The organism is Actinomadura alba (genome assembly GCF_014323705.1).
Lineage (GTDB): Bacteria > Actinomycetota > Actinomycetes > Streptosporangiales > Streptosporangiaceae > Actinomadura_C > Actinomadura_C alba.
Window position 1 is genome coordinate 1 of sequence record NZ_JABVEC010000039.1, and the last position, 25,419, is coordinate 25,419.

The following is a 25,419-nucleotide window of genomic DNA, read 5'->3' on the forward strand; positions in this document are numbered from 1 at the left end:
TGCGCAAGTGCATGATCACGGCCGGGGGACCGAGGTCAGACGGCCGTCACTGGAGCTTGCTGACCGGCTTGGGCAGGTCGACCTTGCCCGGGCCCTGCCACTTGCTCTTGGTCTGCCGCCCGAACTCGAACGTTCCGCCACCGACGACCACCGGGATGGTGATCTTGCTGGCGGCCAGGTCCACCGTGACGGCGGCGCCCGTCGCGGCGTCGGCGTTGTAGCTGGCGTCCGTGCCGGCGATGATCAGCCCCAGCCGGTGGCCCTCCTTGAAGACGTACTCCTGGGGAAGGGTCTGCCAGCGCACCTGGGCGTACTTACCCGGCTCGAGCGGCGTCGGGTGGCTGAGCGACGAGCGGTTCTGCGCGTCGATCCATCCACGGGCGACGATCTCGAGGGGACGGTTCGCCGTGTTCGTGACGGTCTTCTTGTAGCAGGCGTCGTCCGCCGCGGTGCTCTCACCGTGACAGCTCTCCTCGGTGAGCGTGGTGATGCCCAGCCTGGTACGCCAGTCGACCCGGGTGTCCTCGCCGTAGTCGACCACCAGCGCGGTGAGGTTGGAGGTCGGCTTGTCGAGCTTCACCCGCAGGTCGGCGGTCGGCGTGCCGGACAACCGCACATCGGCCGGCAGCGGCTGGCTGACATAGGCGAGCCGGTTCGGGTTGGCGACGGTCGGGTCGGCGACCAGCGCGTTCTCGCTCACCCGGGCGTCGGTGAAGGTCGCGGTGCCGGAACCACGGGTGAGGTCGAGGCCACCGTCCGCCTGCGGCCGCAGGGGCAGGCCGATGGCATTGCGCGCGGGCCAGTCCGACTGCGTGATCCAGTTGTCCGGGCCGAGCTGTACGTCCGCCCGCGGCTCATTCATGATCCCGTTCTGGATGCTGTACAGCCACTGGTCGAACCAGCGGTGCAGCGTGCTGACCCACTCTTCGCGGCGGAAGTCGAACGGGTCGACGTGCTCGTACTGCCCGATCCAGACCTTGCGCGGCACACCCTCCTCGGCGAGCGCCTTCCACCACGTGGAGAAGTGGTCGGGCTTGACGTTGAGGTCGTTGACCGTGTGCACGGCGAAGACGCTGGCGCGGACCCTGCTGACATCGGCGAGCGTGCCGTCGATGTAGTCGCGCTCTTTCCAGTACGGGTTGAAGTTGCCCGTCTCGTCGCCGTCCTCGGCGTTCATCCGCTCGTGCGTCGCGGCGCACTTCGCGTCCTCTTCGGTGTCGACGTACTGCGCGAGCCAGGTCTGGTAGTTGTTGTTGTTGTACGTGACGCCGTTCATCCGCTGGTAGCGGTACCACGAGCTGATCGCGGAGATCGGGACGATGGTCTCCAGACCCTTGACCCCGGTCGCCGCGACGCCGTTGGCGAGCGTGCCGTCGTACGACTTGCCGATCATGGCCGCCTTGCCGGTGGTCCAGGTGGCCTTGACCGGGCTGCCGTCGGATCCGTACGCCTTGGCGCGCCCGTTCAGCCAGTCGATCACCGCCTTGCCGCCCAGGACGTCGGCGCGGCCGCCGGTGTCGTTGCAGCCGTCGGACTTGTTCGTGCCGATCATGTCCACGTTGAGCACGGCGTAGCCGCGCGGCACGAAGTAGTTGTCGTAGAAGAGCGGGAACTTGGCCGGTCCGCCGTCAGCGTCGTAGACCTTGCGCTCCGCCTCGTTGCCTCGTCCGGAGTTGTCGTAGTACGGACTCTCATCAATGATCACTGGGACCTTGAGTCCCTGGTCGGACTCCTTCGGCCTGATGATGTCCACCCGCACGCGATCCTTCTTGCCGTCCAGGTCGGTGTCGATGGTCGACTCGACGTAGACGTACTCGCGAATGGCGTCGGCATAGGAGAAGACCGGCTGGGTCACACCGTTCGCGACCTTGATCTTCGGCTTGGCCTGCGCGGACGCGACCCCGCCGGTGGCCAGGCTGGCGCCCAGCAACAGCGGGACGGCGAGCGCGAGCGCTCGTTTTCGGGGTCTCCGGATACCCGGCAACGCATACCTCCAGGATCGGGTTTGATCGCCAAGGCGACCTTTGACGATCGCCCTGACCGAGGCACTGCCTATCGCGATTGGGCGGCCATGGTAAACGGCAGACTTTGCCAAGATCACGCGGAGCCATGCCGGAGGCGCTCATCGGCCACGCGGCCACCGCCGGCGGCGGAGCGTTTCGTAATGCCGGGAGTGCGCGCCGTAACGCGCAGTGCGTCGGCTCGGGCCAGTTCGTCAGGACGGCAGAATGTCGTTTCGGAACCCGTCGCCCCAGATCAGGTCGTTGCGGAGCGGAATCCGGCCGCGTCCGTTCAGCCCTGATCGCTGTTATGCCTTGGGTGATCAGAGGGGTTGGTTCAGGGTGGCGAAGCTATCGCAGCGCAATGTGCGCTTGGCCTCCTCGATCCAGTACGAGCAGATGACCACCTGGCCCGCGACGTTGTCAGAGTTCGGCACGGCTCCGTACCAGAGGTTGTCGAAGCCGGGCTCCCGGTGGACACACTCCCGCTCCGCAAGGTCCTCGATCGATGTCATGGTGCGTTGTCGGCGGGAATCAGTCCTTCGCCTCCAGTGCGGTCAGCCGGGCATCGAGGCCGCCGAGCCGTTCGAGTGCCTCCCTGAGCATCGCGTTGGTCTCGTCCTGGGCCTTCTCCAGGTGCCCCAGGATCGACTCCGCGCGCCATTTCTCGCCGTCGCCGGTGTCGATCTCGTACTCCCACACGTCCTTGGCCGACAGGTCGTCGCCGAGCGCGAGCGCCTTCAGCTGGTCGAGTGTCCCCCGGTAGGCGTTGACGTCGCAGCGGCCCGTGATCCCCGGAACGGTGGCGGAGCTGGAGTACTGCAGCACCGAGATCGGCTCGCCGCCGAACGTCGCCCACCAGGCCGCCGGGACCTTGCCGTACAGAGAACTCGGGGATCCGCCGCCGGTCACGTAGTGCGACTGCCAGACGCTGTCGAAGAACGACAGGTCGGGCCGCCCGGTCTGCTCCCAGAACCAGCGCGGGTAATAGCCGATCACCGGGTGCCCGCCGGTGCGCTCCTTGAACTCGGCCACCCAGTCACGGGCGGTGGCGGCGTTCGCGCCGGACGCCTCCACGTCCAGGGCGACGGCGACCCGGCCGACGTCCCCGGCCTTGGACAGGAAGTACCTGGCCTGTGCCGCGCCGTTCCCGCCGTGCAGGAAATGGTAGGCGCCCGGCAGGAAATCGCCGAGGGCGAGCATTCCCGCCCTGTTGTGGGACCACGTCGGATTCGTGTAGTTCGTGGATTCGGTGACCTTGGAGAAGGCGAACCGGATCCCGGCGCCATGGACCTTCCGCCAATCCGGTTCTCCCTGATAGGACGCAACGTCCACGCCGAAGATGGGCATCGCCTCCCCTTTCACCGGCGCCGTCGGGTCGCCCCAGACTCTACCGGCGGCCGGGCGGCGCGCACCCTCACAACGGAGGATGCGGCCGGCGGTCCGGGAGCGGGGAACGCGCGACGCGGAATCCCACGTCGTCGATCCGAAGGGTCGGGTGGCTGCGGCGCCGTACCGAGGCCCGGCAGCTCCACCGCTCGTCGAACCACCCGCCGCCGCGCAGCACCCGGTAAGTGCCGTAGACCTCGGCGTCGTAGACGTCCCAGCACCACTCCCAGACGTTGCCGAGCATGTCGTACAGGCCCCACGCGTTGGGCCGCTTGCCGCCGACGTCGTGCGTCCGCTCGTGCGAGTTGCCGCGGTGCCAGGCGATCTCGTCGAGCTCCCCGTACCGCGGACCGACCGTACCGGCGCGGCATGCGTGCTCCCACTCGGCCTCGGTCGGCAGCCGGTATCCGTCAGCGGACGCGTCCCACTCGACGTCCCCGGCGTCATCTCCGGTGTCGGCGTGGAGGCGGTACGTGGGCGCCAGCCCCTCGCTCTCGGACAGGGCGTTGCAGAACCGGACCGCGTCCGTCCACGAGACGCCCTCGACGGGCAACCGGTCGCCTCGCGCAGTGCTCGGCCGCCGGCCGGTGACCTGTGCGTACAGCGCCTGCGTGACCGGGACCGCCGCGAGCCGGTACGCCGCAAGCTCGACCGGCCAGCTGCGCCACGTTCGCCGGTCCGAGAGCGTCACCCGCCCCGCCGGGACGGCGACCATCTCATTCCCCGCGCTCGCGTCCATGAGCCGACGATCTTACCGGCGCCCCCCGTGCTGCGCCGACGCATCCGACAGCGGCAGTACCATCCCCTGATGGCCAAGGACTGGGAGTGGGATGAAACGCTGTATGCGGACAGCGCTCCACATTACGCCGTCGGTCGAATGCCCTACCCGCCCAGCCTTGCCGACGCCATCCGCAAGGAGCTCAGCCTCGACGGCCGCGGTCGGCTGCTGGACGTCGGCTGTGGTCCTGGGTCATTGAGTCTCCTGCTTGCGCCCATGTTCGAGACGGCGGTCGGCGTCGACGCGGACCGCGACATGATCATTCAGGCCTCCCGTCGTGCCAGCGAGACCAACGCGACGAACGTCCGGTGGCGGCAACTGCGTGCCGAGGACCTGCCCGCTGACCTCGGCGGCTTCCGGGTAGTTACGTTCGCCCAGTCGTTCCACTGGATGGATCAGGCCCTCGTAGCCCGTCGGCTCCGCGACATGCTCGACCCAAGTGGTGCATGGGTCCATGTCCACGCGACCACGCATCGAGGCATGCCGGGTGTTGATCCGCTGCCGCACCCGCGTCCCCCGTGGGACCGCATCGACGAGCTGGTCGCCAGATACCTGGGACCGGTTCGCCGCGCGGGTCGAAGCCTGTTGCCCACCGGGACCCGCGCCGGCGAAGAGGAGATCATGAGACAGGCCGGCTTCACCGGCCCGAGCCGGATCGAGGTCAGCGGTAATCAGATCGTGGACCGCGGAGTCGACGACATCGTCTCGGTGGTGTTCTCGCTCTCCAGCTCGACGCCACACCTGTTCGCTGCTGACCTGCCGACGTTCGAGACGGACCTGCGTCGCCTGTTGATGCAGACGTCAGACAACGGCCGGTTCTCCGAGCGGACGCGAGAGATCGCCGTCGTGGTCTGGCGTCCCTGAAGCTGTCACTACCCGCTTTCCGGTGAGAGTGTCCCAGCTTCAAACACGACTTCTCTGTGCGTTTGCTGACCAGGAAGGTGAGGGCGAGGTCGATGCCTGAGCGCTGACGAACTCAAGGACCCGGAAGCCTTCCCCATCGGCTCGCTGAGCGACATCGCCGCTGCGGGGGCCGCTCGCTCCGGTCCGGGCTCCGGCGCGGAGCGCATATGGGTGGAGTGTGCTGTGTCTAGAGTTGATGTTGGCCGTCACGAGGACGCCGCGCCTCAGCCAGGGAGGCTCTATATGGCGGCGACCGCTGCGAAATACGCCGAGTTCGCCGCCAGGGAGGCGCACGGCGTGTCGCCCGCATACGAACGCCTGTCGCTCGCGGTCTCCCGCGACGAGGAGGTGCTCGCACGGCTCGACACGCTCCCGCCGATCAAGCGGCAGCCGAACCTGTTATTCGGCGTCGTACGGTTCCTCGGCGGCCCGGTCGAGGAACCGGCCGCGTTCCACGACTACGCGGTGGCGAACTGGGCGGCGATCGAGACGGAGATACGCACCCGGACCACGCAGACGAACGAGGTCGGGCGGTGTGCCGTACTGCTGCCGGTGTTCGCCGCGCTGCCCCAGCCGCTCGCACTGCTGGAGGTCGGCGCGTCCGCCGGGCTGTGCCTTTACCCCGACCGGTACGCCTACCGCTACGGCGATCACGTGGTCGGCTCCGGCGAACCGGTCCTTGAGTGCGTGGCGACCGGAGTGGCGCCGCCGTCCGGCATACCCGATGTGGTGTGGCGGGCCGGTCTGGATCTGAACCCGCTCGAGGTGACCGACTCCGCGGACGTCGCGTGGCTCGACGCCCTCATCTGGCCGGAGCACACACACCGCCGCGCCCGGCTGCGGGCCGCGGCGGCCGTCGCCGCGGCCGAGCCACCGCTACTCGTACGCGGCGACCTGGTGGACGACCTGCCGGCGCTGGCCACGCAGGCGCCGGCCGACGCGACGCTGGTGGTGTTCCACAACTCCGTGATGTACCAGGTGCCGGCGCCGCGGCGGGAGGCGTTCGCTGAGGTGGTACGCAGGCTTCCTGGGCACTGGATCGCGAACGAGGCACCGGACGTGCTGCCCTACGACACGCTGCCGAAGCCGCCGAGCGAGGCGCTGCACAACGTGCTCGCGCTGGACGGGATGCCGCTCGCCTGGACCCGGTCGCACGGGCAGACGATCATCTGGTTCGCATAACCGTTTCGGGCAGGTCCCGCCCGTGATCCGCTACTGCAGCTCCGCGGCGGTGTAGAAACCGGTGTCGATGAGGTCCTTCTGGTAGTTGTTCTTGTAGATCACTACCGGGTTCAGCAGGTGGGCCGGGACGACCTTGACCCCGTTGTTGTAGTCGGTGGTGTTGTTCACCTCGGGCTTGCCGCCCTTGAGCAGCGTGTCGGCCATCCTCACGGTGACCGCGGCGAGCCGGCGGGTGTCCTTGTGGATGGTGGCGAACTGCTCACCCTTGATGATCGACTTCACCGAGGCGACCTCGGCGTCCTGGCCGGTGACGACCGGGTACGGCCGGCCGGCGGTGCCGTAGCCGGCGCTCTTGAGGGCGGACAGGATGCCGATCGACAGACCGTCGTAGGGCGAGAGCACGCCCTGGACCTTGGGGCCGCGGGTGTAGTTCTGAGTGATCAGGTCTTCCATGCGATTCTGCGCGGTCGCCGGGTCCCAGCGCCGGATGGCGGCGGTCATGAAGTCGGTCTGACCGCTCTTGACGACCAGGGTGCCCTTCGTCAGGTACGGCTTCAGCGTGTCCATCGCGCCGTTGTAGAAGACCGTGGCGTTGTCGTCGTCCGGCGACCCCGCGAAGATCTCGATGCTGAACGGGCCCTTGGCGGTGCCGTCGGAGCCGTCTTCCTTCTTCAGGCCGAGACCGACCAGCAGCGAGGTGGCCTGCATGACGCCGACCTTGTAGTTGTCGAAGGTGGCGTAGTAGTCCACGTTCGGCGACTTGTGGATCAGCCGGTCGTAGGCGATGACCGGGATGTGCTTGTCGGCCGCCCGCTGGAGCTGGGTGGTGAGCGCGGCGCCGTCGATCGCGGTGACGATCAGCAGCTTGGCACCCTTGGTGATCTGGTTCTCGATCTGGGTGGCGTTGTCGTTCTCGGAGTACTGGAGGTCGACCTTGTAGCCAAGCTTCTCCAGCGAGCTCTTGACGTTCTCGCCGTCGTGGATCCAACGCTCGGAGGAGTTCCCCGGCATGGTCACGCCGACCAGCGCGCCCTTGCCCGCGCCGGCGTCCGGCGAGGCCTTCCGCGACATGAACGCCGACACCACCACGGCCGCGGTGAGGGCGAGCACCGCCGCGGCGGCGGTTGCGATGAGGACGGGTCGTCTGCGCCGCGGTGACGGCGGCCGGGCCGGGGACGGGTCCAGAGCGGTCGGCACCGGGTCCGGAGCGGCCGGCACCGGGTCCAGAGCCGTCGGCACCGGGTCCGGAGCGGCCGGGGACGGGTCTGGAGCGGTCGGCGGGGCGGGTGTGTGCACGAGCCGGGTGAGCTGGGCGTGGAGTTGGTCGGTGGTCGGGCGCCGGTCCGGGTCGCGTTGCAGCAGCGCCATGATCGTGGGCTCAAGGGGTCCCGCCCGTTCGGCGGGAGCGGGATCTTCGGTCGTGATGGCGACGAAGACCGCTCCGGTGCTCGCGCCTTCGAACGGACGACGGCCCTCCACCGCCGCGTAGAGCGTCGCACCGAGCGACCACAGGTCGGAGGCGGCGGTAGCCCCCAGGCCACGCACCTGCTCGGGCGACATGAAGGCGGGAGTACCGATGACCGCACCCGACATGGTCAGGGTCGTATCGCCGTCGACCGCCGCGATCCCGAAGTCGGTCAAGACGACGCGCTCGTCCTCCAGCAGCACGTTGGCCGGTTTGATGTCCCGGTGCGTGATGCCCGCTTGGTGCGCCGCGCGCACGGCGGCCAGCATCCGCAAGCCGATTCGCGCGACCTGCACCGGCGGCAGCGGCCCCTCCGCTCTCAGCAGCTCCTCCAGGGAACGCCCGCGCACCAGTTCCATGACGATCCAGGGGCGGCCGTCGTCACCGGTGACCCGGTCGTGCACGGTGACGATGCCCGGATGCTTCAGCCCGGCGGCGGCACGCGCCTCCCGGTCCAACCGCGCGATCAAGGTCCGCCGCTCGTCGGCGGTCAGATGCTCGGGCAGGCGCAGTTCCTTGACCGCCACCTCCCGGCCAAGATGCTCGTCGTGAGCACGCCAGACGGCCCCCATCCCACCCCGGCCCAGCAGCGAGGTCAACCGGTACCGGCCCGCCAGCACATGATCGTCCACGCCCCGACCCTAACCGCAAGCCATCCGCGGCGATGGCTGCACGACAGAAGTAGATCTCCACTTGCCGAGACGGCTGTCTCGCCTTACGCGGGCAGTCGAAAGGGCAGCTAATCGGCCACCTTGGACGTGGCCCGTTCCGGGCTTTGATGTGGCAGCCCGGTCGTTGCGGCCGGGCCGTTCGCCTTCTGCCCGTGCGAGGGCGCAGCGTTCGGCCTCGCCGGGGGCGCAGGGTCAGACGCTTGTTCCTCGCGGGGCCGGGTCGCCGCGACTTCGGCGATCTCAGCGGCCAGGTGACCGATCTCCTGCGCGGCTTCATCCGGAAGGCGAAGCATGGTGATCCGGGCGCGCTCCACGATCGGGAGATCCTCCGGCGTCGCGGTGAAGATCTGGACGAAGACTTGCACGAGCGTGCCCAGGCGTTCGGGGGTGAGGTCGTCGTTCATGCGTCCATCCTTTCGCGTTCACCGCGGATCGGCTCGCGATGGCGTGGATGAGCGCACGGACCGGTGGGATCTCGGTGACCTCCCGCACCGCCGCGACCCCTCGCGGAACAGGCCTCGGCGTCACCTGTCGATAACCGCGATCTGTGGCACCATGCGGTCATGTGCTACGTGACCGCCCGGCAGTGGGGGCGGAGCGCAGGCTCCGGCGGCCCGGACGGGTTCCTCCATGATCGGTGATCAGTTTGAGTTCCCTGATGAGCTCCCGAACTGGCTCCCGCGCTATGACCCCGAGGCCAGCGACTACGTCGCCGCGGTCGTTATCACCGCCGGCATCCTCGCAGTCGCGGTGGCCGACGTCACCGCGACTGCGCAGGAGATCGCCGACGGCCGCGACGAGGAGGAGATACCCGAGTCCACCGTCGTCATAGAGACCTTGGAGACCACTGTGCGCGCGGATGGCGGCAGCGACGGCATCGAGAGTGCCGCGGATGACCTGCTCGCGGCGAATGGGTGGCGCCGTACCGGACCGTGGGAGCACGACGACGACACGGCGTACGCCACTGTAGAGCGCGCGCGAGGCTAGATCTTCACGATGCAGGACTTCTCGCGAGTGTTGGCGAGTACGGAGTCGTGGCCGTAGCCGCTGTCCTTCATCCCCTCGAAGGGCAGGCCGGGCGGCATCTTGCGGTAAGTGTTCACCCAGATCGTCCCGGCCTGGAGGTCGCGGAACATCCGCTGGGCGCGGCCGAGGTCGCGGGTCCACACTCCGGCGGCCAGGCCGTACGACGAATCGTTGGCGATCGCGACGGCCTCCTCCTCGGTGTCGAAGGGGAGGACCACCGCGACCGGCCCGAAGATCTCCTCCTGGCAGACACGCAGGGAGTTGTCGGTGGTGCTGTAAAGCGTCGGCTCCACCCAGTAGCCTCCCGCGTACGGCTCGTCCACGAGTTCCGGCCCGAACCGGCCGCCGAACACCAGCTCCGCGCGCTCCTTGGCCGCGATCTCCAGATAGGACGTGACGCGCTCGTACTGCTCCCTGGACACGATCGGGCCCATCGTGGTCGCGGGGTCGAGCGGTTCACCGAGGCGGATCCGCGCGGCGATGGCGGTCACCCGCCCGATCAGCTCGTCGAGGACCTCTCGCTGGACGAGGATGCGCGAGCCGGCGACGCACACCTGGCCGGCGTTGGCGGTGAACACGCTCTCCGTCGAGACGCCCTTGGCCGCCGCGTCGAGATCGGCGTCGGCGAACACGATGTTGGGCGACTTGCCGCCCAGCTCGAACGCCAGCGGCTTGAGGGCGTCCGTGCTGGCGCGGGTCACGACCCGGGCGGTCTCGGTCGAGCCGGTGAGGCTGATCCGGTCCACGCCCGGATGGCGGACGAGAGCGTCTCCCGTCTCCTTGCCCAGCCCGGACACGATGTTGAGCACGCCGGGGGGCAGGACCTCGCGCAGCAGCTCGCCGAGCCGCAGCGTCGACACCGACGCCTGTTCGGCCGGCTTGATGACCACAGTGTTGCCCGCGGCCAGGGCGAACGCCGCCTTGGCCGAGAAGGTCGAGATGGGGGAGTTCCACGGGATGATGCCCACCACCACGCCGTACGGGACGCGGCGCGTGAAGCCCATGCCGCCCGGGCCGAGGATCACTGTCTTGCCCTCGACAGCGGTGCCGCACTCAGCGGCGGCCATGTGCCAGAGATAGGACATGCCGGGCACGTCCCGCTTGGCGGTCTCGGTGATGATGCGGCCGTTGTCGCGGGTCTCGATCGTGGCCAGTTCCTCGGCGTTGGCCACGAACACCTCGGCCACCTTGCGCAGGAAGTGCGCGCGCCCGGCGGCGGGCATGGCCGACCACGCCGGGAACGCCGCGCGGGCGGCCGTGACGGCGGCGTCGGCGTCCTCGGCGGTGCTCCGCGGGACGCGCGCCCAGACGGCGCCGGTCGCGGGATTGACCGAGTCGAGCGTCTCGCCACCGGCGGCGGGCCGGAACTCGCCGCCGATCAGGTTCGAGAACTCCTGCAGCTCGCCCATCGCCGTCCTCTCGCCGTGGCCCGCCGGACATCGCTACCAAGCGTACGCTTGCTCGATGTAGGAGTGGAAGGCGAGCCTCTCCGGAGATCGGTCCGATCTCCGCTCGAGTGCAGGAAGCCCCACGGCGCGGGCGTCGCCCGTACGACGGGAGCTGTTGGGCGGGTCGTCATCTGACCGGAACCGCCGTGTTATGGATCTTCGTGAGGCTGCGAGCGAGCCAATGTCTGGATCGCCGCGAGAGGTGCCCTTTATGTCAGATGGCCGTTTCAGTGTGAACCGTCGTTCCTTCCTCGTCACCGGCGCGGCTGTGGGCGCCGTGGCGGCGTGGCCCGCCGCCGCTTCCGCGTCCGCCGCCGCCTCGCGCAGTGCCAAGCTGCCCTCCGACCCCTTCACGCTGGGCGTCGCCTCGGGCGACCCCGACCACGAGGGCTTCGTGCTGTGGACCCGGCTGGCGCTCGCCCCGGTCGCCGAGGACGGCCTCGGCGGCATGCCGGACAGGACGTACCCCGTCCACTGGGAGGTGGCCACCGACGAGCGGTTCCGCCGCGTCGTCCGCCGGGGCACGGCGACCGCCCGCCCCTCCTCGGCCCACAGTGTGCACGTCGAGCTGGACGACCTGGCGCCGGACCGCCACTACTGGTACCGCTTCCGCGTCGAGAACCACGTGTCGCCGGTCGGTCGCACCCGCACGACACCCGAGCCGGACTCCTACGGGTCCGCGCTGGCGATGGCCTTCGTGTCCTGCTCGCAGTTCGAGCACGGCTACTTCAGCGCCTACCGCCGGCTCGCGGAGGAGGAGCCCGACCTGATCCTGCACCTGGGCGACTACCAGTACGAGTACACCAAGGGCGGCTACACCATCCCCGGCGGCAACGTCCGCCACCACGACGGGCCCGAGACCGAGACGCTGGCCAACTACCGGCAGCGGCACGGCCAGTACAAGGCCGACGTCGACCTCCAGGTCGCGCACGCCGCCGCGCCGTGGGCGGTCGTGTGGGACGACCACGAGGTCGACAACAACTGGGCCGACGAGGTGCCGGAGCGCCCGGAGGTGCCGCAGCCGAACTTCCTGGCGCGGCGCGCTGCGGCGTTCCAGGCCTACTACGAGAACATGCCGCTGCGCCGCACCTCGGTGCCGAGGGGTATCGACATGCAGCTCTACCGGCGGATCCGGTGGGGCAAGATGGCCAACTTCCACATGCTCGACACCCGGCAGTTCCGCGACGACCAAGGCTGCGGGGACGGCTACCGCGACTGCCCGGCGGCCATCGACCCGAACCGCTCGATCACCGGCCACGAGCAGGAGCGGTGGCTGATCGACGGGTTCCGCCGGTCCCGCGCCCGCTGGGACGTCCTCGGCCAGCAGGTGTTCTTCGCCCAGCGCGACAACAACGCCGGCCCGGCCAAGATCACCAGCCAGGACTCCTGGGACGGGTACGTCGCCTCGCGCGAGCGGATCACCAAGGGCTGGGTGGACGCCCGGGTGCGCAACCCCGTCGTGCTCACCGGCGACGTGCACGCGCACTGGGCCAGCGAGCTGAAGCTCGACTACGACGACCCGACCTCCAAGACCGTCGGCGCCGAGCTCGTGGCGTCCTCGATCACCACCGGCGGCAATGGAACCGACTCCGACCCCGCCAGCCACCCGTTCCTCGGCATCAACCCGCACCTGAAGTTCTACAACAACCAGCGCGGGTACGTGATGACCCGGATCGACCGCGACGAGATGAAGGCCGACTTCAAGGTGCTCGCCCAGGTCTCCACGCCCGGTGCCGAGTCCTACATCAAGGCCACCTACGTCATCGAGGACCAGGTGCCCGGCCTGAACCAGACCTACCTGCGGCCGTACCAGCCCGTCGCGACGTTCGCGGCCAAGTCGGACGAGCAGATCATCAAGGAGACCGTCGAGCAGGAGAACTACCGCCCCTGACCGGGCAGCACCACCGCCCCTGACAGCGGGCGGGCGTGACCGGCCGCGGGACCACGGACCCGAGACACGTGGTCCCGCGGCCGTCCGACAGCTTGCCGACGACGGCCGCCGGCTCGCCGACGACGGCCGCGGCGGTGGTCCCGCGGTGGTCCCGCGGTGGTCCCGCGGTGGTCCGGCCGTGCTCAGGCGCCGCTGAGGATGTCGTCGAGGTCGTAGGCCACCGGTACCTCGAGCTGCTCGTACGTGCACGATTGCGGAGTGCGGTCCTCGCGCCAGCGGCGGAACCTGGCCGTGTGCCGGAACCGGTCGCCCTGCATGTGCTCGTAGGCGACCTCGACGACGAGCTCGGGCCGCAGCGCCACCCAGGACAGGTCCTTCTTGCCGGTCCAGCGGCTCACCGCGCCGGGCATCCGGTCGGTGGTCGCATCGGTCTGCTGTGCCCATCCCGCCCAGGGATGGCCGGCGAGGTCCTCCATGCGGTAGGGCTCGAGTTCCTTCACCAGCTCGGCCCGCCGTTTCATCGGGAACGACGCGGACACGCCGACATGCTGCAGCCGGCCGTCATCGGCGTAGAGCCCGAGCAGCAGCGAACCGACGATCGGCCCGGACTTGTGCCACCGGAAACCGGCGACGACGCAGTCGGCCGTGCGTTCGTGCTTGACCTTGAACATGGCGCGCTTGTCCGGCTGGTAGGGCGCGTCGAGCGGCTTGACGATCACCCCGTCGAGCCCCGCCCCCTCGAACTCGTCGAACCACTGCCGTGCCTCGGTGTAGGAGCCGGTGACCCGGGTGACGTGGATCGGGGCCCCGGCGGAGGAGAGTTCGCGGGCCAGCCGTTCGCGGCGCTCGCGGAACGGCACCTCCATGAGCGACTCGTCACCGATGGCGAGCAGGTCGAAGGCCACGAACGAGGCCGGAATCTGCTCGGCGAGAAGCTTGACGCGCGACGCCGCCGGGTGGATGCGCTGCTGCAGCAGGTCGAAGTCGAGCACCGACCCGGACCGCATGACGATCTCGCCGTCGACGACGCAGCGCTCCGGCAGCTCGCGGCGGACGGCCTCGACGAGGTCGGGAAAGTACCGGGTCAGCGGCCGCTCGCCGCGGCTGGAGAGCTCGACCTCGTCGCCGTCGCGGAACACCACGCAGCGGAAGCCGTCCCACTTCGGTTCGTACAGCACATCGCCGTCGGGACCGCTCTCGGGGAGGGTCTTGACCGCCTTGGCCAGCATCGGCGACAGCGGCAGACTGATCGGCAGATCCATGCACCCATCCTCGCAGGAACCTCTGACAACGTCGCCGCCCCCCGGCGAACGCCGTGACCCAGGCTTGTCGATCAAGGATCGGGGCATCCATGGGCACCACGGCCCTTGATCGACACCGGCGGCAACCCCATACCGACGCCCCACGGCGGCGAGCCGCCCGAGGCGGGCGGGATAGCCTGCGCCTATGCGGCGACTGCTGCCGGAACCGGCCACCGACATCGATCCGTACGACGCGTACGGGGACGTCACCGGGCCGTGGCTGCGGATCGGCATGGTGATGAGCGCCGACGGCTCGGCGACCGACGGCGAGGGATGGACCGACGGTCTCGGCGGTGAGGCCGACTTCCGGGTGTTCCGCACCCTGCGGGCCCTCGCCGACGGCATCCTCGTCGGAGCCGCCACGATCCGTACCGGCAAGATCGGTCCGGCGCGGCTGCGCCCAGGGCTGCGGGAACGCCGGGGCCGCCCGCCCGCCCCGATCGTCGTGGTCAGCGGCTCGCTGTCCCTGGACTGGACGTTGCCGCTGTTCACCGCGGCCGAGTCGCCGACTCTCGTGGTGACCTCGGCGGCGGCGCTGAAGAGCGGCGAGGTGCCCGACGCGGTGCGCCCGCACGTGCTCGCCGCCGGAGACGCCGAGGTCGACCTCGGCCAGGCCGTACGGGAGCTGCGCAGGCTCGGTCTCGAGCACCTGGTGTGCGAGGGCGGGCCGGTGCTGGCCACCTCCCTGATCGAGGCGGGCCTCGCCGACGAGCTCTGCCTCAACGTCGCGCCCGCGCTCATGGGCGGCGGCGACCGCCACACCCGCCTGCTCGGCGACCTCATCGAACCGGCAGAGCTCGAACCCACGGCGGTCTATCTCGACGACGGCGTGCTCTTCCTCCGGTATGGCCTAACGTAACCCGGGTGCCCGCAACGCCCGAGATTCCCCCGCAGACGGCTCACCTGGACGAGGCCATCCGCAACGAGCCGTCCTTCGCCGGACGGGTCGCCCTGATCGAGACCGCGATCTCGCCGCTGATCCAGGCTGGCGGATCCCTCGACTGGATCTTCGAGCTGGCGGAGATCGTCGCCCGCGCCGAGGTGCCGCTCGAGGTCGTACGGCGGCTCGTCGCCAACCTGGCCTGGCAGGCCCGCGACACCGGCCAGCGCGTGCCCACGAGCGACGACCGGCGCCGCTGCTCGGCCCATCCCCATCCCACGACGGCCCTGCGCGTGCTCACCTACGTGCACGTCGCGCGGCTCCGGTACGACTTCAAGTTCGAGCAGCTCGGCGTCCGGTGCGCCGAGGGGCTCCAGGACTTCCGCGACGACGCCTACATCGCGATCCTGGCCGCCCTCGCGGCGCTGGGGCGGCGGTCCGATCGAGGGCGGCCGCTGCTGGACCGCGCCGTGGACCTGCCGGACTTCGACAGCGCGTGCCGTACCGCCTGCCTGCACGCCCTGTGGTTCGGGCTGGACCTGCCCGACCAGGCTGAGCGGATCATGGCCCTGAGTGACGAGATGATCGGCCGCGGTGAGGACGGCTACAACCTGTACTACTGGCGGTCGTTCGCGCTGCGGCGGCTCGGCCGGCTGGACGAGGCGCTGCAGTCGGTCGACCGCGCCATCGCCCTGTTGCCGGTCGGCATGAACCTGGTGCACCAGGACTACGTCCGCGAGCGCGAGATGATCAAGACGACGCAACTGCTCGACGAACAGGTCCAACGGGCCTCGGACGAGATCAGCGCCCGGCTGCGCGCCGAGTCGGAGTCCTATCTCGACGACGTCAAGAAGGACCTGTCGCGTTACTCGGAGTCGGCGCAGAAGATCGTGTCGGAGAGCCTCGTCAACGTGGTCGAGGTACTCGGCGTCTTCGTCGCCCTCGCCGGTTTCCTGCTCGGCTCCGGGGTCATGGTGTTCAAATCGGGGGGTTTCTGGCAGCACCTCGGCAGCATCGCGCTGCTTCTCGCCGGCACCCTGCTGTTCTTCGTGGTGCTCCGGTCCGTCGTCAAGGTGCGCGCCCGCCCGGTGGGCGCCGGCCCGAGGCGCACCGGTCTCCTCCGCCGCCGCCGGACCTGAGGCGTCCCGCCGCGCGGATCAGGCCCAGATGTCCCAGTCCGCGGGGAGCCGCAGCTGAAAGGGCTCGGCCGGAAACCCCGGCCCGGCGACGTCGGCGATGTACGAGCCGGCCTGCTCGCCCGACAGCCAGCCCGGTTCGATCGGGTCTTCCTCGACCCAGTGGCGGGTCACCACCGGGGTGAGGATCGCCACCTCATGGATCCGCGGCGGTGCCGCCGGCGCGCCGGTCAGGCCGGCGCCGGCGGGCCCGCCAGATCCGCTGACGCCATCGGGCCCGCCGAGTTCGGCGGCGAAGGTGCGCATCAGCATGGTCTGCGCCGCGTCGGTGACCGAGATGGGTCCGGAGAGCGGGATGGGCCGGAGGGCCGCGATGCCGCTCAGCGCAATGTAGACGCCGTCCGGCCGCCCGTTCAGCAGCGGCAGGAACGTACGCCCCACCAGGAAATGCGAGGTGAGGTTGTCGTGCAGGATCCGCTGCCACGTCTCCAGGCTCACGTCGGTCAGCGGCGTGCCCTCCCACCAGGCGCCGAGAGAGGCGACCACCCCGTCGAGCGGGCCGATCGCGGCGGTGATGCGGTCGCGTACCTCCTCGACGCCTGCGGGATCGCCGACGTCGCCCAGCAGGGTGTGCAGGTGCGGCGTCTCGGTCAGTGAACGGAGGCGGTCGAGTCGCTCCGGCGACCGGGACGGTACGACGACCGTCGCGCCCCGCCCCAGGAGGGCCTGGGTGACGCACTCGCCAACGACCCCGGCACCACCGGCCACTAGGTACGACCTGCCGCTGAGATCCATGGGCCAAGCATGCCGTACGGCTCATGAGGCACCGAGCGGCGACATGGTCGGTAACAGTCCGTATCACTATCCATACGGATTGCGCATGTTGTGGCAGCTCTCGGGGGAGACTGACGGCAGGGTGGGGATGAGGGTGGTGAAAGGAGTCCAGGGGTGGAGATTGCGGCACTTGTCGCATGGATTCTGGCCGCCGTGGCGGGGTTTCGCCTGCTGTCGTCCTGGCTTGAGACCGGAGGGCTGCGGCGGCAGGCGATCAAAGTGACCCGTTACCCGTCGGCGCTCGTCGTGGGACACCCGCTGATCGCGGCCGTGGGGCTCATCGCGTGGGTCCTCTACGTGGCGACGACCTGCGAGGTCTACGCGTGGTGCGCCTTCGTGACGCTGGTCATCGTCGCCCTGATGGGGTTCGTCATGTTCACCCGGTGGCTGGTCGGGCACCGCGGCGGCCGGCACGCGCGCGGGCGGGAGCAGGTGTTCCCCTCCGTCGCCATCGCCGTGCACGGTGCGGTCGCCTTCGCCACCTTCGTGCTGGTGCTGCTCACCGCCATCGCGGTCCACCGGCCCTGAGCGCCGCCCACCGGCCGTGAGCACGGTGCGCCGACCCTGACCGGCCGCTCAGCGACTCAGCCGTTCGGCGACCCAGCCGTTCAGCGACTCAGCCGTTCAGCCGCTGCGGAGCAGGACCTGCAGGGACCGGCTCGGAACCCTGACGCTGCTCCGGGCCTTCACCGGTTCCCGCTCGTCCAGGCCCGCGGGATCGGCGGTGTCGAGCGCGAACTCCCAGCGCTCACCGAACTCCGGGCCCGGCAGCGCGAAGGAGATGTCCTCCGAGTGCGCGTTGATCAGGAGCAGGAAGGAGTCGTCGCGCACCCGCTGCCCCCGCGGGTCGGGCTCGGTGATGGCGTCTCCGTTGAGGAAGACCCCGAGCGACTTGGCGTAGCCGGTGTGCCAGTCCTCGTCGGTCATGTGCTCACCGGCCGGCGTCAGCCAAGCGATGTCGCGCACGCCGTCGCGCCCCGGCTGCGGCCCTTCGAAGAACCGCCGCCGCCGGAAGACCGGATGTTCGCGCCGCAGCCGCGAGAGCGTGCGCACGAAGTCGAGCTCGTCGGCGTCGCGCGAGTGCGACCCGTTCGAGGGCGGCGCGTCGCCGGCGTCCTGCCGGGGCTCGGCCCAGTGGACCCACGAGATCTCGTTGTCCTGGCAGTAGGCGTTGTTGTTGCCCCGCTGGGTACGGCCGGCCTCGTCGCCCGCGAGCAGCATCGGCACGCCCTGCGACAGGAACAGCGTGGCGAGGAAGTTGCGCTTCTGCCTGGCGCGCAGGTCGTTCACCGCCTGGTCGTCGGCGTCGCCCTCGACGCCGCAGTTCCAGGACCGGTTGTCGTCGGTGCCGTCGAGATTGTCCTCGAGGTTGGCCTCGTTGTGCTTCTCGTCGTAGGACACCAGATCGGTGAGCGGGAACCCGTCATGGCAGGTCACGAAGTTGATCGAGGCGACCGGCCGCCGGCCGCTGTGCTCGTACAGGTCGGACGAGCCGGTCAGCCGGGACGCGAACTCGGGCATCGTGGAGTACTCCCCGCGCCAGAAGTCCCGGACCGTGTCGCGGTACTTGCCGTTCCACTCCGTCCACAGCGGCGGGAAGTTGCCGACCTGGTAGCCGCCCTCGCCGACGTCCCAGGGCTCGGCGATCAGCTTGACCTGGGAGACCACCGGGTCCTGCTGCACGAGATCGAAGAAGGCCGCGAGCCGGTCCACGTCGTGCAGCTCCCGGACGAGCGCCGACGCGAGGTCGAACCGGAACCCGTCGACGTGCATCTCCAGTACCCAGTAGCGCAGCGAGTCCATGATCATCTGCAGTGAGTGCGGGTGCCGCGCGTTGAGGCTGTTGCCACAGCCGGTGTAGTCGACCAGGAAGCGCTTGTCGTCGTCGCGCAGCCGGTAGTAGGAGGCGTTGTCGATCCCGCGGAACGAGAGAGTGGGGCCGAGGTGGTCGCCCTCGGCGGTGTGGTTGTAGACCACGTCGAGGATGACCTCGATGCCCGCCTCGTGCAGCGCCCGCACCATCGCCTTGAACTCCAGCACCTGCTCGCCGCGCTGGCCCGAGGCGCTGTAGGCGTTGTGCGGCGCCATGAAGCCGATGGTGTTGTAGCCCCAGTAGTTGGTGAGCCCGCGCTTGACCAGCGCGTGCTCGGGCACGAACTGGTGCACGGGCATGAGCTCGACGGCCGTGACCCCGAGGTCGAGCAGATGCTCGATCAGAGCGGGGTGGGCGATCCCCGCGTAGGTGCCGCGCTGCTCCTCTGGGATGGCCGGGTGCAGCTTGGTGAGACCCCGCACGTGCGCCTCGTAGATCAGCGTCTCGTGGTACGGGGTGCGCGGCGGCCGGTCGTCGCCCCAGTCGAAGAACGGGTTGATCACCACGTTCTTGGGCATGTACGGCGCGCTGTCGTCGCTGTTCAGCGCACGGGGGTCGGAGGGTTCCGGGGCGTCGAACCGGTAGGAGAACAGCGCCTCGTGCCAGCGCAGCTCGCCCTCGACGGCCTTGCTGTACGGGTCGAGCAGCAGCTTCGCGGGATTGCACCGGTCTCCGCGGGCCGGGTCGTACGGCCCGTGGACGCGATGGCCGTATCGTTGCCCGGGGCCGACGCCCGGCAGATAGCCGTGCCAGACGAACGCGTCGGTCTCGGTGAGCTCACAGCGCTCCTCGCTCCCGTCGTCGTCGAAGAGGCAGAGCTCGACGCGCTCGGCGACCTCGGAGAAGAGCGCGAAATTGGTGCCCGTGCCGTCCCAAGTGGCGCCAAGGGGATACGGCTGCCCGGGCCAGACCTCGCGCATTGCCACTCCCTGTCCGAATCCGCGGTGGGTCACGGCCCCTTGCTGACTCCCGTACCCGCAGACGTTCGCGAGCAGCACCAGAGTCTACCCACGTGGCCAGTTGACCTCATAAGACTTCATCACGTAGGGAGCGTGATCACCGTGTCGCTCCGGCCGCCTCAGCCACGCCAGACGACCTCGTCGTCGGCGTACTGATCGGTGGGGTGCAGGCCGATGCGCCGGGCGACGCCGGCGGACGCGAGGTTCTCGGGGTGGATGTTGGCGACGAGACCCGCGACCGAGTGATCACGCAGCCAGCCGGTCAGCGCGGCGGCGGCCTCGCCGGCGTAGCCGCGTCCCTGGAACGGCACGCCGATCACCCAGGCGATGGCCGCCTGCGGGCCCTCCGCGCCGGGCGTCACGGTGGCCTGGACGGTGCCGACGGCGAGCAGGTCGTCTTTCCTGCGCACGACCCAGTTGAGCCAGCCCTCCTGGTGGTACGGCGCCGGGCCCGCGACGAGACGCCGGTAGCGGGCACGCAACTCCGCCAGGGTGGCCGGCTCACCGCCTATGAAGACGTGCAGCTCGGGATCGCCGAGCACCTCGGTCATCTCGTCGGCGTGGCCCACCTCGAGCGGTTCCAGTGTGAGCCGCTCGGTCTCGAGGGTCTCCGCGATCGGCCCGAACACGTCCCCGACCCTACGCCGACCCGGGAGCGGCAGGACCGGGGCATGGACCGAAGCCGCGGGTGCCCGCTACTTTCCGGGTTCCCGGCGGCCGAGAAGGAGATTCACGACACCCGTGAACAGGCTGATCGCCGCGATCATCACCAGCAGGGAGATCCAGCCGATCGTGGTCCCTCCGGTCTCCGCGGCCGTGGCGCGCGTGGCGTGGGTGACCTTTCGGGGATCGTAGGCGATCTCGACGGTGTCGCCCGTCCGCTGGCGGAATGAGCAGGAGCTGGACACGCAGCGGTACAGCAGCACGCGGGACCGTACGGTCGCGCCGTTGACGGTGTAGCGGACGCGACCGTAGAAGCGGTGCGTGGTGAGGCCGTCCTCGCTCATCAGCGGCGCCGGGCGCTGGATCTCCTCGACGATCGCGGTCGTGGTGACGGCGTTGCGCCGGAAGTCCATTGCGGCGACGAGCGCTCCCACGGCCAGGAAGACACAGATCAGCCCGATGAGCAGCGGCACCCACACGTAGGCACGGCGCAGCCGGCGCGGCGCGCCCTTGAAGTAGGCCCGCCACAGGTCTCGTCGCCGGATTCGCATCGCCGCCATCGCCGCCTCCTCCACCCGACGATGGGACGCCTCGGGGAACGCGGCGGTGGCCCGGTGTCCGCAACCGGCCAGGCCGACCCACCGGTCAGGCCAGGCCGAGAAGCGCCGGGTCGTCCGCGAGCGCGCGCAGGCGGCCGCCCGGATCGGCCACCAGGCGGCGCTCCCGGAGATCGAGCAGCCCGGCGATGCCGATCACCTCCGCCGCGACGGTGCCGTCGAGCTTGCGGATCTCCTGCAGGACGCGGAACGTCTTGCCCTCGCCCCACTCGAACTCACAGCTCACCTCGGTCTCGTCCCCACCGCGCAGTTCCCGCTTGAATCGAACGGTGCACTCCAACTGCACCGGGCCGACCCCGGTCGCGAAGAGCTTGTCCCCGGGAATGCCTGCCGCTCGCAGGCACTCCCATCGGGCGTGCTCGGCGTACTGCAGATAGACGGCCTGGTTGAGATGTCCCTGGGTGTCGAGCTCGTACCCACGGACGGCGATCCGGACAGTGAACACGACGCTCCGATCGTGGCTCGAGGGCGGTCAGATCTTGGGGGCGGCCCGCTCGATGAGCGTGGCGTGGTCCAGCCCTGGGGGCAGGGTGCCGAAGGCCCGGCCCCAGTCGCCGCCGAGCCGCGAGGCGCAGAACGCGTCGGCGACGGCGGGATGGCCGTGCCGGACGAGCAGCGCGCCCTGCAGGGTGAGGGCCATGAGCTCCACTATCCGGCGGGCGCGGGCCTCGGCGTCGGCCGGGTCGCCGAGGGAGGCCCGCAGCGACCGTACGGCCTCGTCCAGCCGGGCGTCGGAGCCCGCCGCCGCGTCGAGTTCGGCGAAGAAGGCGTCGACCGCCTGCGGCTCGCGGGTCATCGCCCGGAGCACGTCGAGCGCGGCGACGTTGCCCGAGCCCTCCCAGATCGAGTTGAGCGGCGACTCGCGGAACAGCCGCGGCATGCCGGAGTCCTCGACGTAGCCGTTGCCGCCCAGGCACTCGAGGGCCTCGGCGGCGTGCGCGGGCGCGCGCTTGCAGACCCAGTACTTGCCGACCGCGAGCGCGAGTCGCTTGAACACCGACTCGGTGTCGTCGCCCCGCACCGAACGGTCCGTGGCGCCCGCCAGCCGCGTCATGAGCACGGTCGCCGCCTCGGACTCCACCGCGAGGTCCGCGAGCACGTTGCGCATCAGCGGCTGGTCCACGAGGTAGCGACCGAAGGCCCTGCGGTGGGAGGCGTGGTGCACCGCCTCGACCAGGCCGTGCCGCATCCCGCCCGCGGCGCCGATCACGCAGTCCAGCCTGGTCATGTTGACCATCTCGATGATCGTACGGACGCCGCGGCCCTCGTCGCCGACCCGCCAGGCGACGGCCTCGTCGTACTCCACCTCCGAGGAGGCGTTGGAGCGGTTGCCGAGCTTGTCCTTCAGCCGCATCAGCCGCATCGGGTTGAGCGAGCCGTCGGGGAGCACCCGTGGCACCAGGAAACAGGTGAGGCCGCCGGGCGCCTGCGCGAGGGTCAGGAAGACATCGCACATCGGCGCGGACGTGAACCACTTGTGGCCGGTGAGCCGGTAACCGCCGCCGGCCGAGGGCACGGCGCGGGTCGTGTTGGCGCGCACGTCCGAGCCGCCCTGCTTCTCGGTCATCGACATGCCGACGAGCAGCCCCGCCTTGGTGAGCGGCGCCCGCAACCCGAAGTCGTACGACCTTGAGGTGAACAGCGGCTCGTACCGCTCGGCCAGCTCGGGGGCCTGGCGCAGCGCGGGAACGGCGGCGTAGGTCATGGAGATCGGGCAGCCGTGGCCCGCGTCGACCCGCCAGACGTAGAACTTCGCTGCCCGGGCGACGTGGGCGCCCTCTCTGCGCTGTGCCCACGGCGCCGCGTGCAGACCGTGGGCGACCGCCGTGCGCATGAGCTCGTGCCAGGCGGGGTGGAACTCGACCTCGTCGATCCGGTTGCCGTACCGGTCGTGGGTTCGCAGCACGGGCGGATGCTCGTTCGCCAGCCGCCCCTGCTCCTGCGCCTGCCGGGTGCCCGCGAGCCGGCCGAGTTCGTGGACCTCGTCGGCCGCCCAGCCCGCGCTCTCGCGGTCGAGCCCCTCGAGCAGGGCGGGGTCGTCGGCGAGGTCGTGGCCGACGAGCGGGGGGACCTGATTGATCACTTCATGTGTCATGGCCGGCTCCTACTGCGCGTTGGGCGAAGGCGATGAGTGCGGGAATGGTGTCGGGACCGGCGGACCCGGCGGCGAGCGGGCCTACGAGTGCCTCGCCGACCGCGCCGACCAGGGCGGCGGCGCTGACCTCGACGTCCTGCGGCGGCAGTTCGCCCGCGGCGACGCCGTCCGCGATCACTCGGGCGAACAAGGTGTGGTGAAGCCGGCGGAAGATCAGCCGTTCGGCGTCGACCGCCGGGTCGACCGGCTCGGCGAGCAGCGCGTACGCCTGCCGCGGAGCGCGCAGTGCGCGGCCCGCGAATGTCTCGATCATGGCGGCGATCCGGGCCCGGGCGCCGCCCGGCGCTCGTTCGGCGGCACTGGCGAGGGCATCGGCCTCGCGCTGCGAGACGGTGCGGAACACGTCGGCGAAGAGCAGGGCCTTGGCGGGAAAGTGCCGGTAGACGCTGCCGGTCGCGATCCCCGCCCGGTCGGCGACGGCGGCGACCGAGCAGCCCGCGTAGCCCTGCTCGGCCACGAGCGCCAGCGCCGCGGACAAGATCCGCTCCCGGGACTGGCTCAGCCGGGCTTGCACCCGTGGGGTTCTGCGGTAGGCCACCTAAGGATTGAACCGCAATTCATTTCTTTATGCCAGCCCGGGCCTCACGGCGGAGAACAGCGTGAAATCCTCCTTCCGGCGGATGGGCGGGTTCGCGCCGTTCGGGTAGCGTCGTCGGCATGACGTCGCCCGCCGAGCCCGGCGCCGTAAGCCCGAAAGCGCCGTCCGTGCGCGCCTCCGACGCCGAGCGAGAGAACACGGTCGAACGGCTGCGCGTCGCCTCCGTCGAAGGCCGCCTGACCCTCGCCGACCTCACCGAGCGGACCGAGGCCGCCTACAGCGCGGTCACCCGCGCCGAACTCGAGACCATCACCGCGGACCTGCCCGCCACACGCGCCCCGGCCGGCGCGGCGGTGCCCCAGGTTGCACAGGTGCCGCAGGAGCAGCGCCGTTCCGTGGCGGTGCTGGGCGACAGCAAGCAGCGCATCGTGGGGCGGGTCGACGATCCGCTCTCGGCGGTCGCGGTCCTCGGTGACGTAGTGCTCGACCTCCGGGGAGCGCACGTGACGGACGGCGAGGTCGACGTCACCGCCACCGCGATCCTCGGCAACGTGAAGATCATCGTGCCCGACGGCGTCGAGGTGCTGCTCAGCGGGGTCGCGGTCCTCGGCGACAAGAAGATCAAGGTGCGCAAGCCACCGCCCGGCCGTTCCGTGCCGGTCGTGCGCGTCACCGCCAAGGCGATCCTCGGGGACGTCGTGGTCATCGACGACGAGCACACCCAGCCCGTGCGCAAGGCACTGGTGTCCTGGCTGAACAGGGACCGCGACCGCCGTCTCGGCTGACGGGCGGCGACCGTGGCGGCTGCGGCGGCCGTCACCCGGCCGTCAGCCGACCGGCACCTGGCCATCAGCCGGCCGTCACCACGGCCGGCCGGTCGCGACCGCCGCGGTGATCGTGATCAACCGGTCGCGACCGCGGTCGCGCTGAGCGCCTCGTCGTAGCGCTGCAGCACGATGTCGGTCAGCTCCGGGGCCGCGCCCAGCACCGGCGAGACCGCCGTGGCACCGGCGGCCAGCGCCTCGGCGCGCACCTTGTCGGCGAAGTGGCCGGGGGCCAGGAAGTACGACGCCACGACGACGCGCGGGGCGCCCGCCTCGCGCAGCGACCGGACCGCCTCGGCCGGCGTGGGCCGCGCCGCGGACGCGTAGGCCGCCGCGACGTCCCACCAGCCCCTTCGCCGCCACTGCCGGGCCATGCCGTCGATCACCGCGTTGGCGGCCGGATCACTGGACCCCGCTGACACCAGGACCACCGCCGTCGACGGGTCACCCGCCTCGACCCCGGTCTCGGGCGTGGCCAGCCGCCGCTCGAGTGCGGTGAGCATGAGCGGGTGCGGGCCGAGCGTCGCGGCGGTGCGCAGCCGCAGCCGCGGGTGCCGGGTGCACGCCTCGGTGAGCACGCCAGGAATGTCGATCTTGCTGTGGTAGGCGGCCGTGAGCAGGAGCGGCAGCACGACGGCGGCATCGGCGCCCTCAGCGGCGAGCCGGCCCAGCGCCCTCAGCGGGTCGGGCGTCGCGTGGTCGAGGTAGCAGCCGACCACCGGCAGCGCGGGTCGCCGGCGCCGTACGGCGTCGAGGAGCGCCTCGACGGTCGCCGCCGCCCGCGGATCCCTGCTCCCGTGGGCGACGGCCACCAGCGGCACCTTCTCGTGCTCGTGCGTGATCTCACCGTCGTCCGCCCGGACGACCACGAGATCACGCACGGACG

At 70.3% G+C, this 25,419-nt stretch carries 24 protein-coding genes; 8 read left to right on the forward strand and 16 right to left on the reverse strand.

What is annotated here, in order from left to right; all coding sequences use genetic code 11:
• Positions 1 to 46: 46 nt before the first annotated feature.
• The 4 genes from HKK74_RS32950 to HKK74_RS32965 all read right to left on the reverse strand — a co-directional run bounded on the left by HKK74_RS32950 (position 47) and on the right by HKK74_RS32965 (position 4,104).
• Positions 47 to 1,984, reverse strand: coding sequence for a Xaa-Pro dipeptidyl-peptidase (locus tag HKK74_RS32950; RefSeq protein ID WP_246492217.1), 1,938 nt, complete (start codon positions 1,982 to 1,984; stop codon positions 47 to 49).
• 339 nt (positions 1,985 to 2,323) lie between these two features.
• Positions 2,324 to 2,515 carry a hypothetical protein gene (locus tag HKK74_RS32955; protein ID WP_187247317.1) on the reverse strand — a complete coding sequence of 64 codons (192 nt, stop codon included), beginning with the start codon at positions 2,513 to 2,515 and terminating at the stop codon, positions 2,324 to 2,326.
• A gap of 19 nt (positions 2,516 to 2,534) precedes the next feature.
• Entirely contained in the window at positions 2,535 to 3,350 is an 816-nt protein-coding gene (locus HKK74_RS32960; protein ID WP_187247318.1) for a glycoside hydrolase family 25 protein, read from the reverse strand.
• A 67-nt stretch (positions 3,351 to 3,417) separates the two neighbouring features.
• A complete protein-coding gene (locus tag HKK74_RS32965; protein WP_222723038.1) occupies positions 3,418 to 4,104 on the reverse strand; it encodes a formylglycine-generating enzyme family protein in 687 nt (228 codons plus the stop codon).
• Between the two features lie 93 nt (positions 4,105 to 4,197).
• On the opposite strand from HKK74_RS32965, the gene HKK74_RS32970 reads away from it, so the two are divergent.
• Both HKK74_RS32970 and HKK74_RS32975 read left to right on the forward strand, forming a co-directional pair.
• Positions 4,198 to 5,031, forward strand: a complete 834-nt coding sequence (locus HKK74_RS32970; RefSeq protein ID WP_187247320.1) for a class I SAM-dependent methyltransferase — start codon at positions 4,198 to 4,200, stop codon at positions 5,029 to 5,031.
• 282 nt (positions 5,032 to 5,313) lie between these two features.
• Positions 5,314 to 6,252, forward strand: coding sequence for a DUF2332 domain-containing protein (locus HKK74_RS32975; RefSeq protein WP_187247321.1), 939 nt, complete (start codon positions 5,314 to 5,316; stop codon positions 6,250 to 6,252).
• Between the two features lie 30 nt (positions 6,253 to 6,282).
• Here the strand turns inward: HKK74_RS32975 and chvE are convergent, their stop codons facing one another.
• Together chvE and HKK74_RS32990 are read right to left on the reverse strand one after the other, a co-directional pair.
• Complete coding sequence (gene chvE, locus HKK74_RS39410; protein WP_222723033.1) at positions 6,283 to 8,349, reverse strand: multiple monosaccharide ABC transporter substrate-binding protein; 2,067 nt, start codon at positions 8,347 to 8,349, stop codon at positions 6,283 to 6,285.
• 107 nt (positions 8,350 to 8,456) lie between these two features.
• Positions 8,457 to 8,792, reverse strand: a complete 336-nt coding sequence (locus tag HKK74_RS32990) for a hypothetical protein (protein WP_187247322.1) — start codon at positions 8,790 to 8,792, stop codon at positions 8,457 to 8,459.
• 226 nt (positions 8,793 to 9,018) lie between these two features.
• Here HKK74_RS32990 and HKK74_RS32995 point away from each other — a divergent pair, with 226 nt between their 5' ends.
• On the forward strand, positions 9,019 to 9,375 hold the full coding sequence (locus HKK74_RS32995) for a hypothetical protein (RefSeq protein WP_187247323.1): 357 nt from the start codon (positions 9,019 to 9,021) through the stop codon (positions 9,373 to 9,375).
• On the opposite strand, the gene HKK74_RS33000 is transcribed toward HKK74_RS32995, so the two are convergent.
• Positions 9,372 to 10,823 carry an aldehyde dehydrogenase family protein gene (locus HKK74_RS33000; protein ID WP_187247324.1) on the reverse strand — a complete coding sequence of 484 codons (1,452 nt, stop codon included), beginning with the start codon at positions 10,821 to 10,823 and terminating at the stop codon, positions 9,372 to 9,374. The genes HKK74_RS32995 and HKK74_RS33000 overlap by 4 nt on opposite strands.
• A gap of 250 nt (positions 10,824 to 11,073) precedes the next feature.
• Here HKK74_RS33000 and HKK74_RS33005 point away from each other — a divergent pair, with 250 nt between their 5' ends.
• A complete protein-coding gene (locus HKK74_RS33005; protein ID WP_187247325.1) occupies positions 11,074 to 12,753 on the forward strand; it encodes an alkaline phosphatase D family protein in 1,680 nt (559 codons plus the stop codon).
• A gap of 182 nt (positions 12,754 to 12,935) precedes the next feature.
• On the opposite strand, the gene HKK74_RS33010 is transcribed toward HKK74_RS33005, so the two are convergent.
• Positions 12,936 to 14,015 carry an ATP-dependent DNA ligase gene (locus HKK74_RS33010; RefSeq protein WP_187247326.1) on the reverse strand — a complete coding sequence of 360 codons (1,080 nt, stop codon included), beginning with the start codon at positions 14,013 to 14,015 and terminating at the stop codon, positions 12,936 to 12,938.
• A gap of 184 nt (positions 14,016 to 14,199) precedes the next feature.
• Between HKK74_RS33010 and HKK74_RS33015 the strand changes: the two genes are divergently transcribed.
• The gene (locus HKK74_RS33015; RefSeq protein ID WP_187247327.1) at positions 14,200 to 14,913 is read left to right on the forward strand and encodes a dihydrofolate reductase family protein; all 714 of its coding nucleotides are present in this window, start codon (positions 14,200 to 14,202) and stop codon (positions 14,911 to 14,913) included.
• Positions 14,914 to 14,918: 5 nt separating this feature from the next.
• The gene (locus HKK74_RS33020; RefSeq protein WP_187247328.1) at positions 14,919 to 16,073 is read left to right on the forward strand and encodes a tetratricopeptide repeat protein; all 1,155 of its coding nucleotides are present in this window, start codon (positions 14,919 to 14,921) and stop codon (positions 16,071 to 16,073) included.
• A gap of 18 nt (positions 16,074 to 16,091) precedes the next feature.
• Here the strand turns inward: HKK74_RS33020 and HKK74_RS33025 are convergent, their stop codons facing one another.
• The gene (locus HKK74_RS33025; protein WP_187247329.1) at positions 16,092 to 16,865 is read right to left on the reverse strand and encodes an SDR family NAD(P)-dependent oxidoreductase; all 774 of its coding nucleotides are present in this window, start codon (positions 16,863 to 16,865) and stop codon (positions 16,092 to 16,094) included.
• Between the two features lie 153 nt (positions 16,866 to 17,018).
• Here HKK74_RS33025 and HKK74_RS33030 point away from each other — a divergent pair, with 153 nt between their 5' ends.
• Positions 17,019 to 17,432, forward strand: coding sequence for a hypothetical protein (locus HKK74_RS33030; protein ID WP_187247330.1), 414 nt, complete (start codon positions 17,019 to 17,021; stop codon positions 17,430 to 17,432).
• A 96-nt stretch (positions 17,433 to 17,528) separates the two neighbouring features.
• Here the strand turns inward: HKK74_RS33030 and glgX are convergent, their stop codons facing one another.
• The 6 genes from glgX to HKK74_RS33060 all read right to left on the reverse strand — a co-directional run bounded on the left by glgX (position 17,529) and on the right by HKK74_RS33060 (position 23,709).
• Positions 17,529 to 19,697, reverse strand: coding sequence for a glycogen debranching protein GlgX (gene glgX / locus HKK74_RS33035; RefSeq protein ID WP_187247331.1), 2,169 nt, complete (start codon positions 19,695 to 19,697; stop codon positions 17,529 to 17,531).
• 158 nt (positions 19,698 to 19,855) lie between these two features.
• Positions 19,856 to 20,365 (reverse strand): GNAT family N-acetyltransferase, encoded by a 510-nt coding sequence (locus HKK74_RS33040; RefSeq protein WP_187247332.1) that lies wholly within the window; start codon positions 20,363 to 20,365, stop codon positions 19,856 to 19,858.
• Positions 20,366 to 20,431: 66 nt separating this feature from the next.
• Complete coding sequence (locus HKK74_RS33045; protein WP_187247333.1) at positions 20,432 to 20,959, reverse strand: DUF3592 domain-containing protein; 528 nt, start codon at positions 20,957 to 20,959, stop codon at positions 20,432 to 20,434.
• An 85-nt stretch (positions 20,960 to 21,044) separates the two neighbouring features.
• A complete protein-coding gene (locus HKK74_RS33050; RefSeq protein ID WP_187247334.1) occupies positions 21,045 to 21,461 on the reverse strand; it encodes an acyl-CoA thioesterase in 417 nt (138 codons plus the stop codon).
• Positions 21,462 to 21,488: 27 nt separating this feature from the next.
• The gene (locus HKK74_RS33055; RefSeq protein ID WP_187247335.1) at positions 21,489 to 23,111 is read right to left on the reverse strand and encodes an isovaleryl-CoA dehydrogenase; all 1,623 of its coding nucleotides are present in this window, start codon (positions 23,109 to 23,111) and stop codon (positions 21,489 to 21,491) included.
• On the reverse strand, positions 23,101 to 23,709 hold the full coding sequence (locus tag HKK74_RS33060; RefSeq protein ID WP_187247336.1) for a TetR/AcrR family transcriptional regulator: 609 nt from the start codon (positions 23,707 to 23,709) through the stop codon (positions 23,101 to 23,103). The genes HKK74_RS33055 and HKK74_RS33060 overlap by 11 nt, the downstream gene beginning before the upstream one ends.
• Before the next feature lie 119 nt (positions 23,710 to 23,828).
• Between HKK74_RS33060 and HKK74_RS33065 the strand changes: the two genes are divergently transcribed.
• Entirely contained in the window at positions 23,829 to 24,494 is a 666-nt protein-coding gene (locus tag HKK74_RS33065) for a DUF1707 SHOCT-like domain-containing protein (protein ID WP_222723034.1), read from the forward strand.
• Between the two features lie 116 nt (positions 24,495 to 24,610).
• Here the strand turns inward: HKK74_RS33065 and HKK74_RS33070 are convergent, their stop codons facing one another.
• On the reverse strand, positions 24,611 to 25,414 hold the full coding sequence (locus tag HKK74_RS33070; RefSeq protein WP_312882025.1) for a sirohydrochlorin chelatase: 804 nt from the start codon (positions 25,412 to 25,414) through the stop codon (positions 24,611 to 24,613).
• Positions 25,415 to 25,419 lie beyond the last annotated feature (5 nt).

Coding starts and splice junctions, on each gene's coding strand:
- HKK74_RS32955 (WP_187247317.1), bottom strand. CDS start 2,515: ATGACATCGATCGAGGACCTTGCGGAGCGGGAGTGTGTCCACCGGGAG.
- HKK74_RS32960 (WP_187247318.1), bottom strand. CDS start 3,350: ATGCCCATCTTCGGCGTGGACGTTGCGTCCTATCAGGGAGAACCGGAT.
- HKK74_RS32965 (WP_222723038.1), bottom strand. CDS start 4,104: ATGGTCGCCGTCCCGGCGGGGCGGGTGACGCTCTCGGACCGGCGAACG.
- HKK74_RS32970 (WP_187247320.1), top strand. CDS start 4,198: ATGGCCAAGGACTGGGAGTGGGATGAAACGCTGTATGCGGACAGCGCT.
- HKK74_RS32975 (WP_187247321.1), top strand. CDS start 5,314: ATGGCGGCGACCGCTGCGAAATACGCCGAGTTCGCCGCCAGGGAGGCG.
- HKK74_RS32990 (WP_187247322.1), bottom strand. CDS start 8,792: ATGAACGACGACCTCACCCCCGAACGCCTGGGCACGCTCGTGCAAGTC.
- HKK74_RS32995 (WP_187247323.1), top strand. CDS start 9,019: ATGATCGGTGATCAGTTTGAGTTCCCTGATGAGCTCCCGAACTGGCTC.
- HKK74_RS33000 (WP_187247324.1), bottom strand. CDS start 10,823: ATGGGCGAGCTGCAGGAGTTCTCGAACCTGATCGGCGGCGAGTTCCGG.
- HKK74_RS33005 (WP_187247325.1), top strand. CDS start 11,074: ATGTCAGATGGCCGTTTCAGTGTGAACCGTCGTTCCTTCCTCGTCACC.
- HKK74_RS33010 (WP_187247326.1), bottom strand. CDS start 14,015: ATGGATCTGCCGATCAGTCTGCCGCTGTCGCCGATGCTGGCCAAGGCG.
- HKK74_RS33015 (WP_187247327.1), top strand. CDS start 14,200: ATGCGGCGACTGCTGCCGGAACCGGCCACCGACATCGATCCGTACGAC.
- HKK74_RS33025 (WP_187247329.1), bottom strand. CDS start 16,865: ATGGATCTCAGCGGCAGGTCGTACCTAGTGGCCGGTGGTGCCGGGGTC.
- glgX (WP_187247331.1), bottom strand. CDS start 19,697: ATGCGCGAGGTCTGGCCCGGGCAGCCGTATCCCCTTGGCGCCACTTGG.
- HKK74_RS33045 (WP_187247333.1), bottom strand. CDS start 20,959: ATGGCGGCGATGCGAATCCGGCGACGAGACCTGTGGCGGGCCTACTTC.
- HKK74_RS33055 (WP_187247335.1), bottom strand. CDS start 23,111: ATGACACATGAAGTGATCAATCAGGTCCCCCCGCTCGTCGGCCACGAC.
- HKK74_RS33065 (WP_222723034.1), top strand. CDS start 23,829: ATGACGTCGCCCGCCGAGCCCGGCGCCGTAAGCCCGAAAGCGCCGTCC.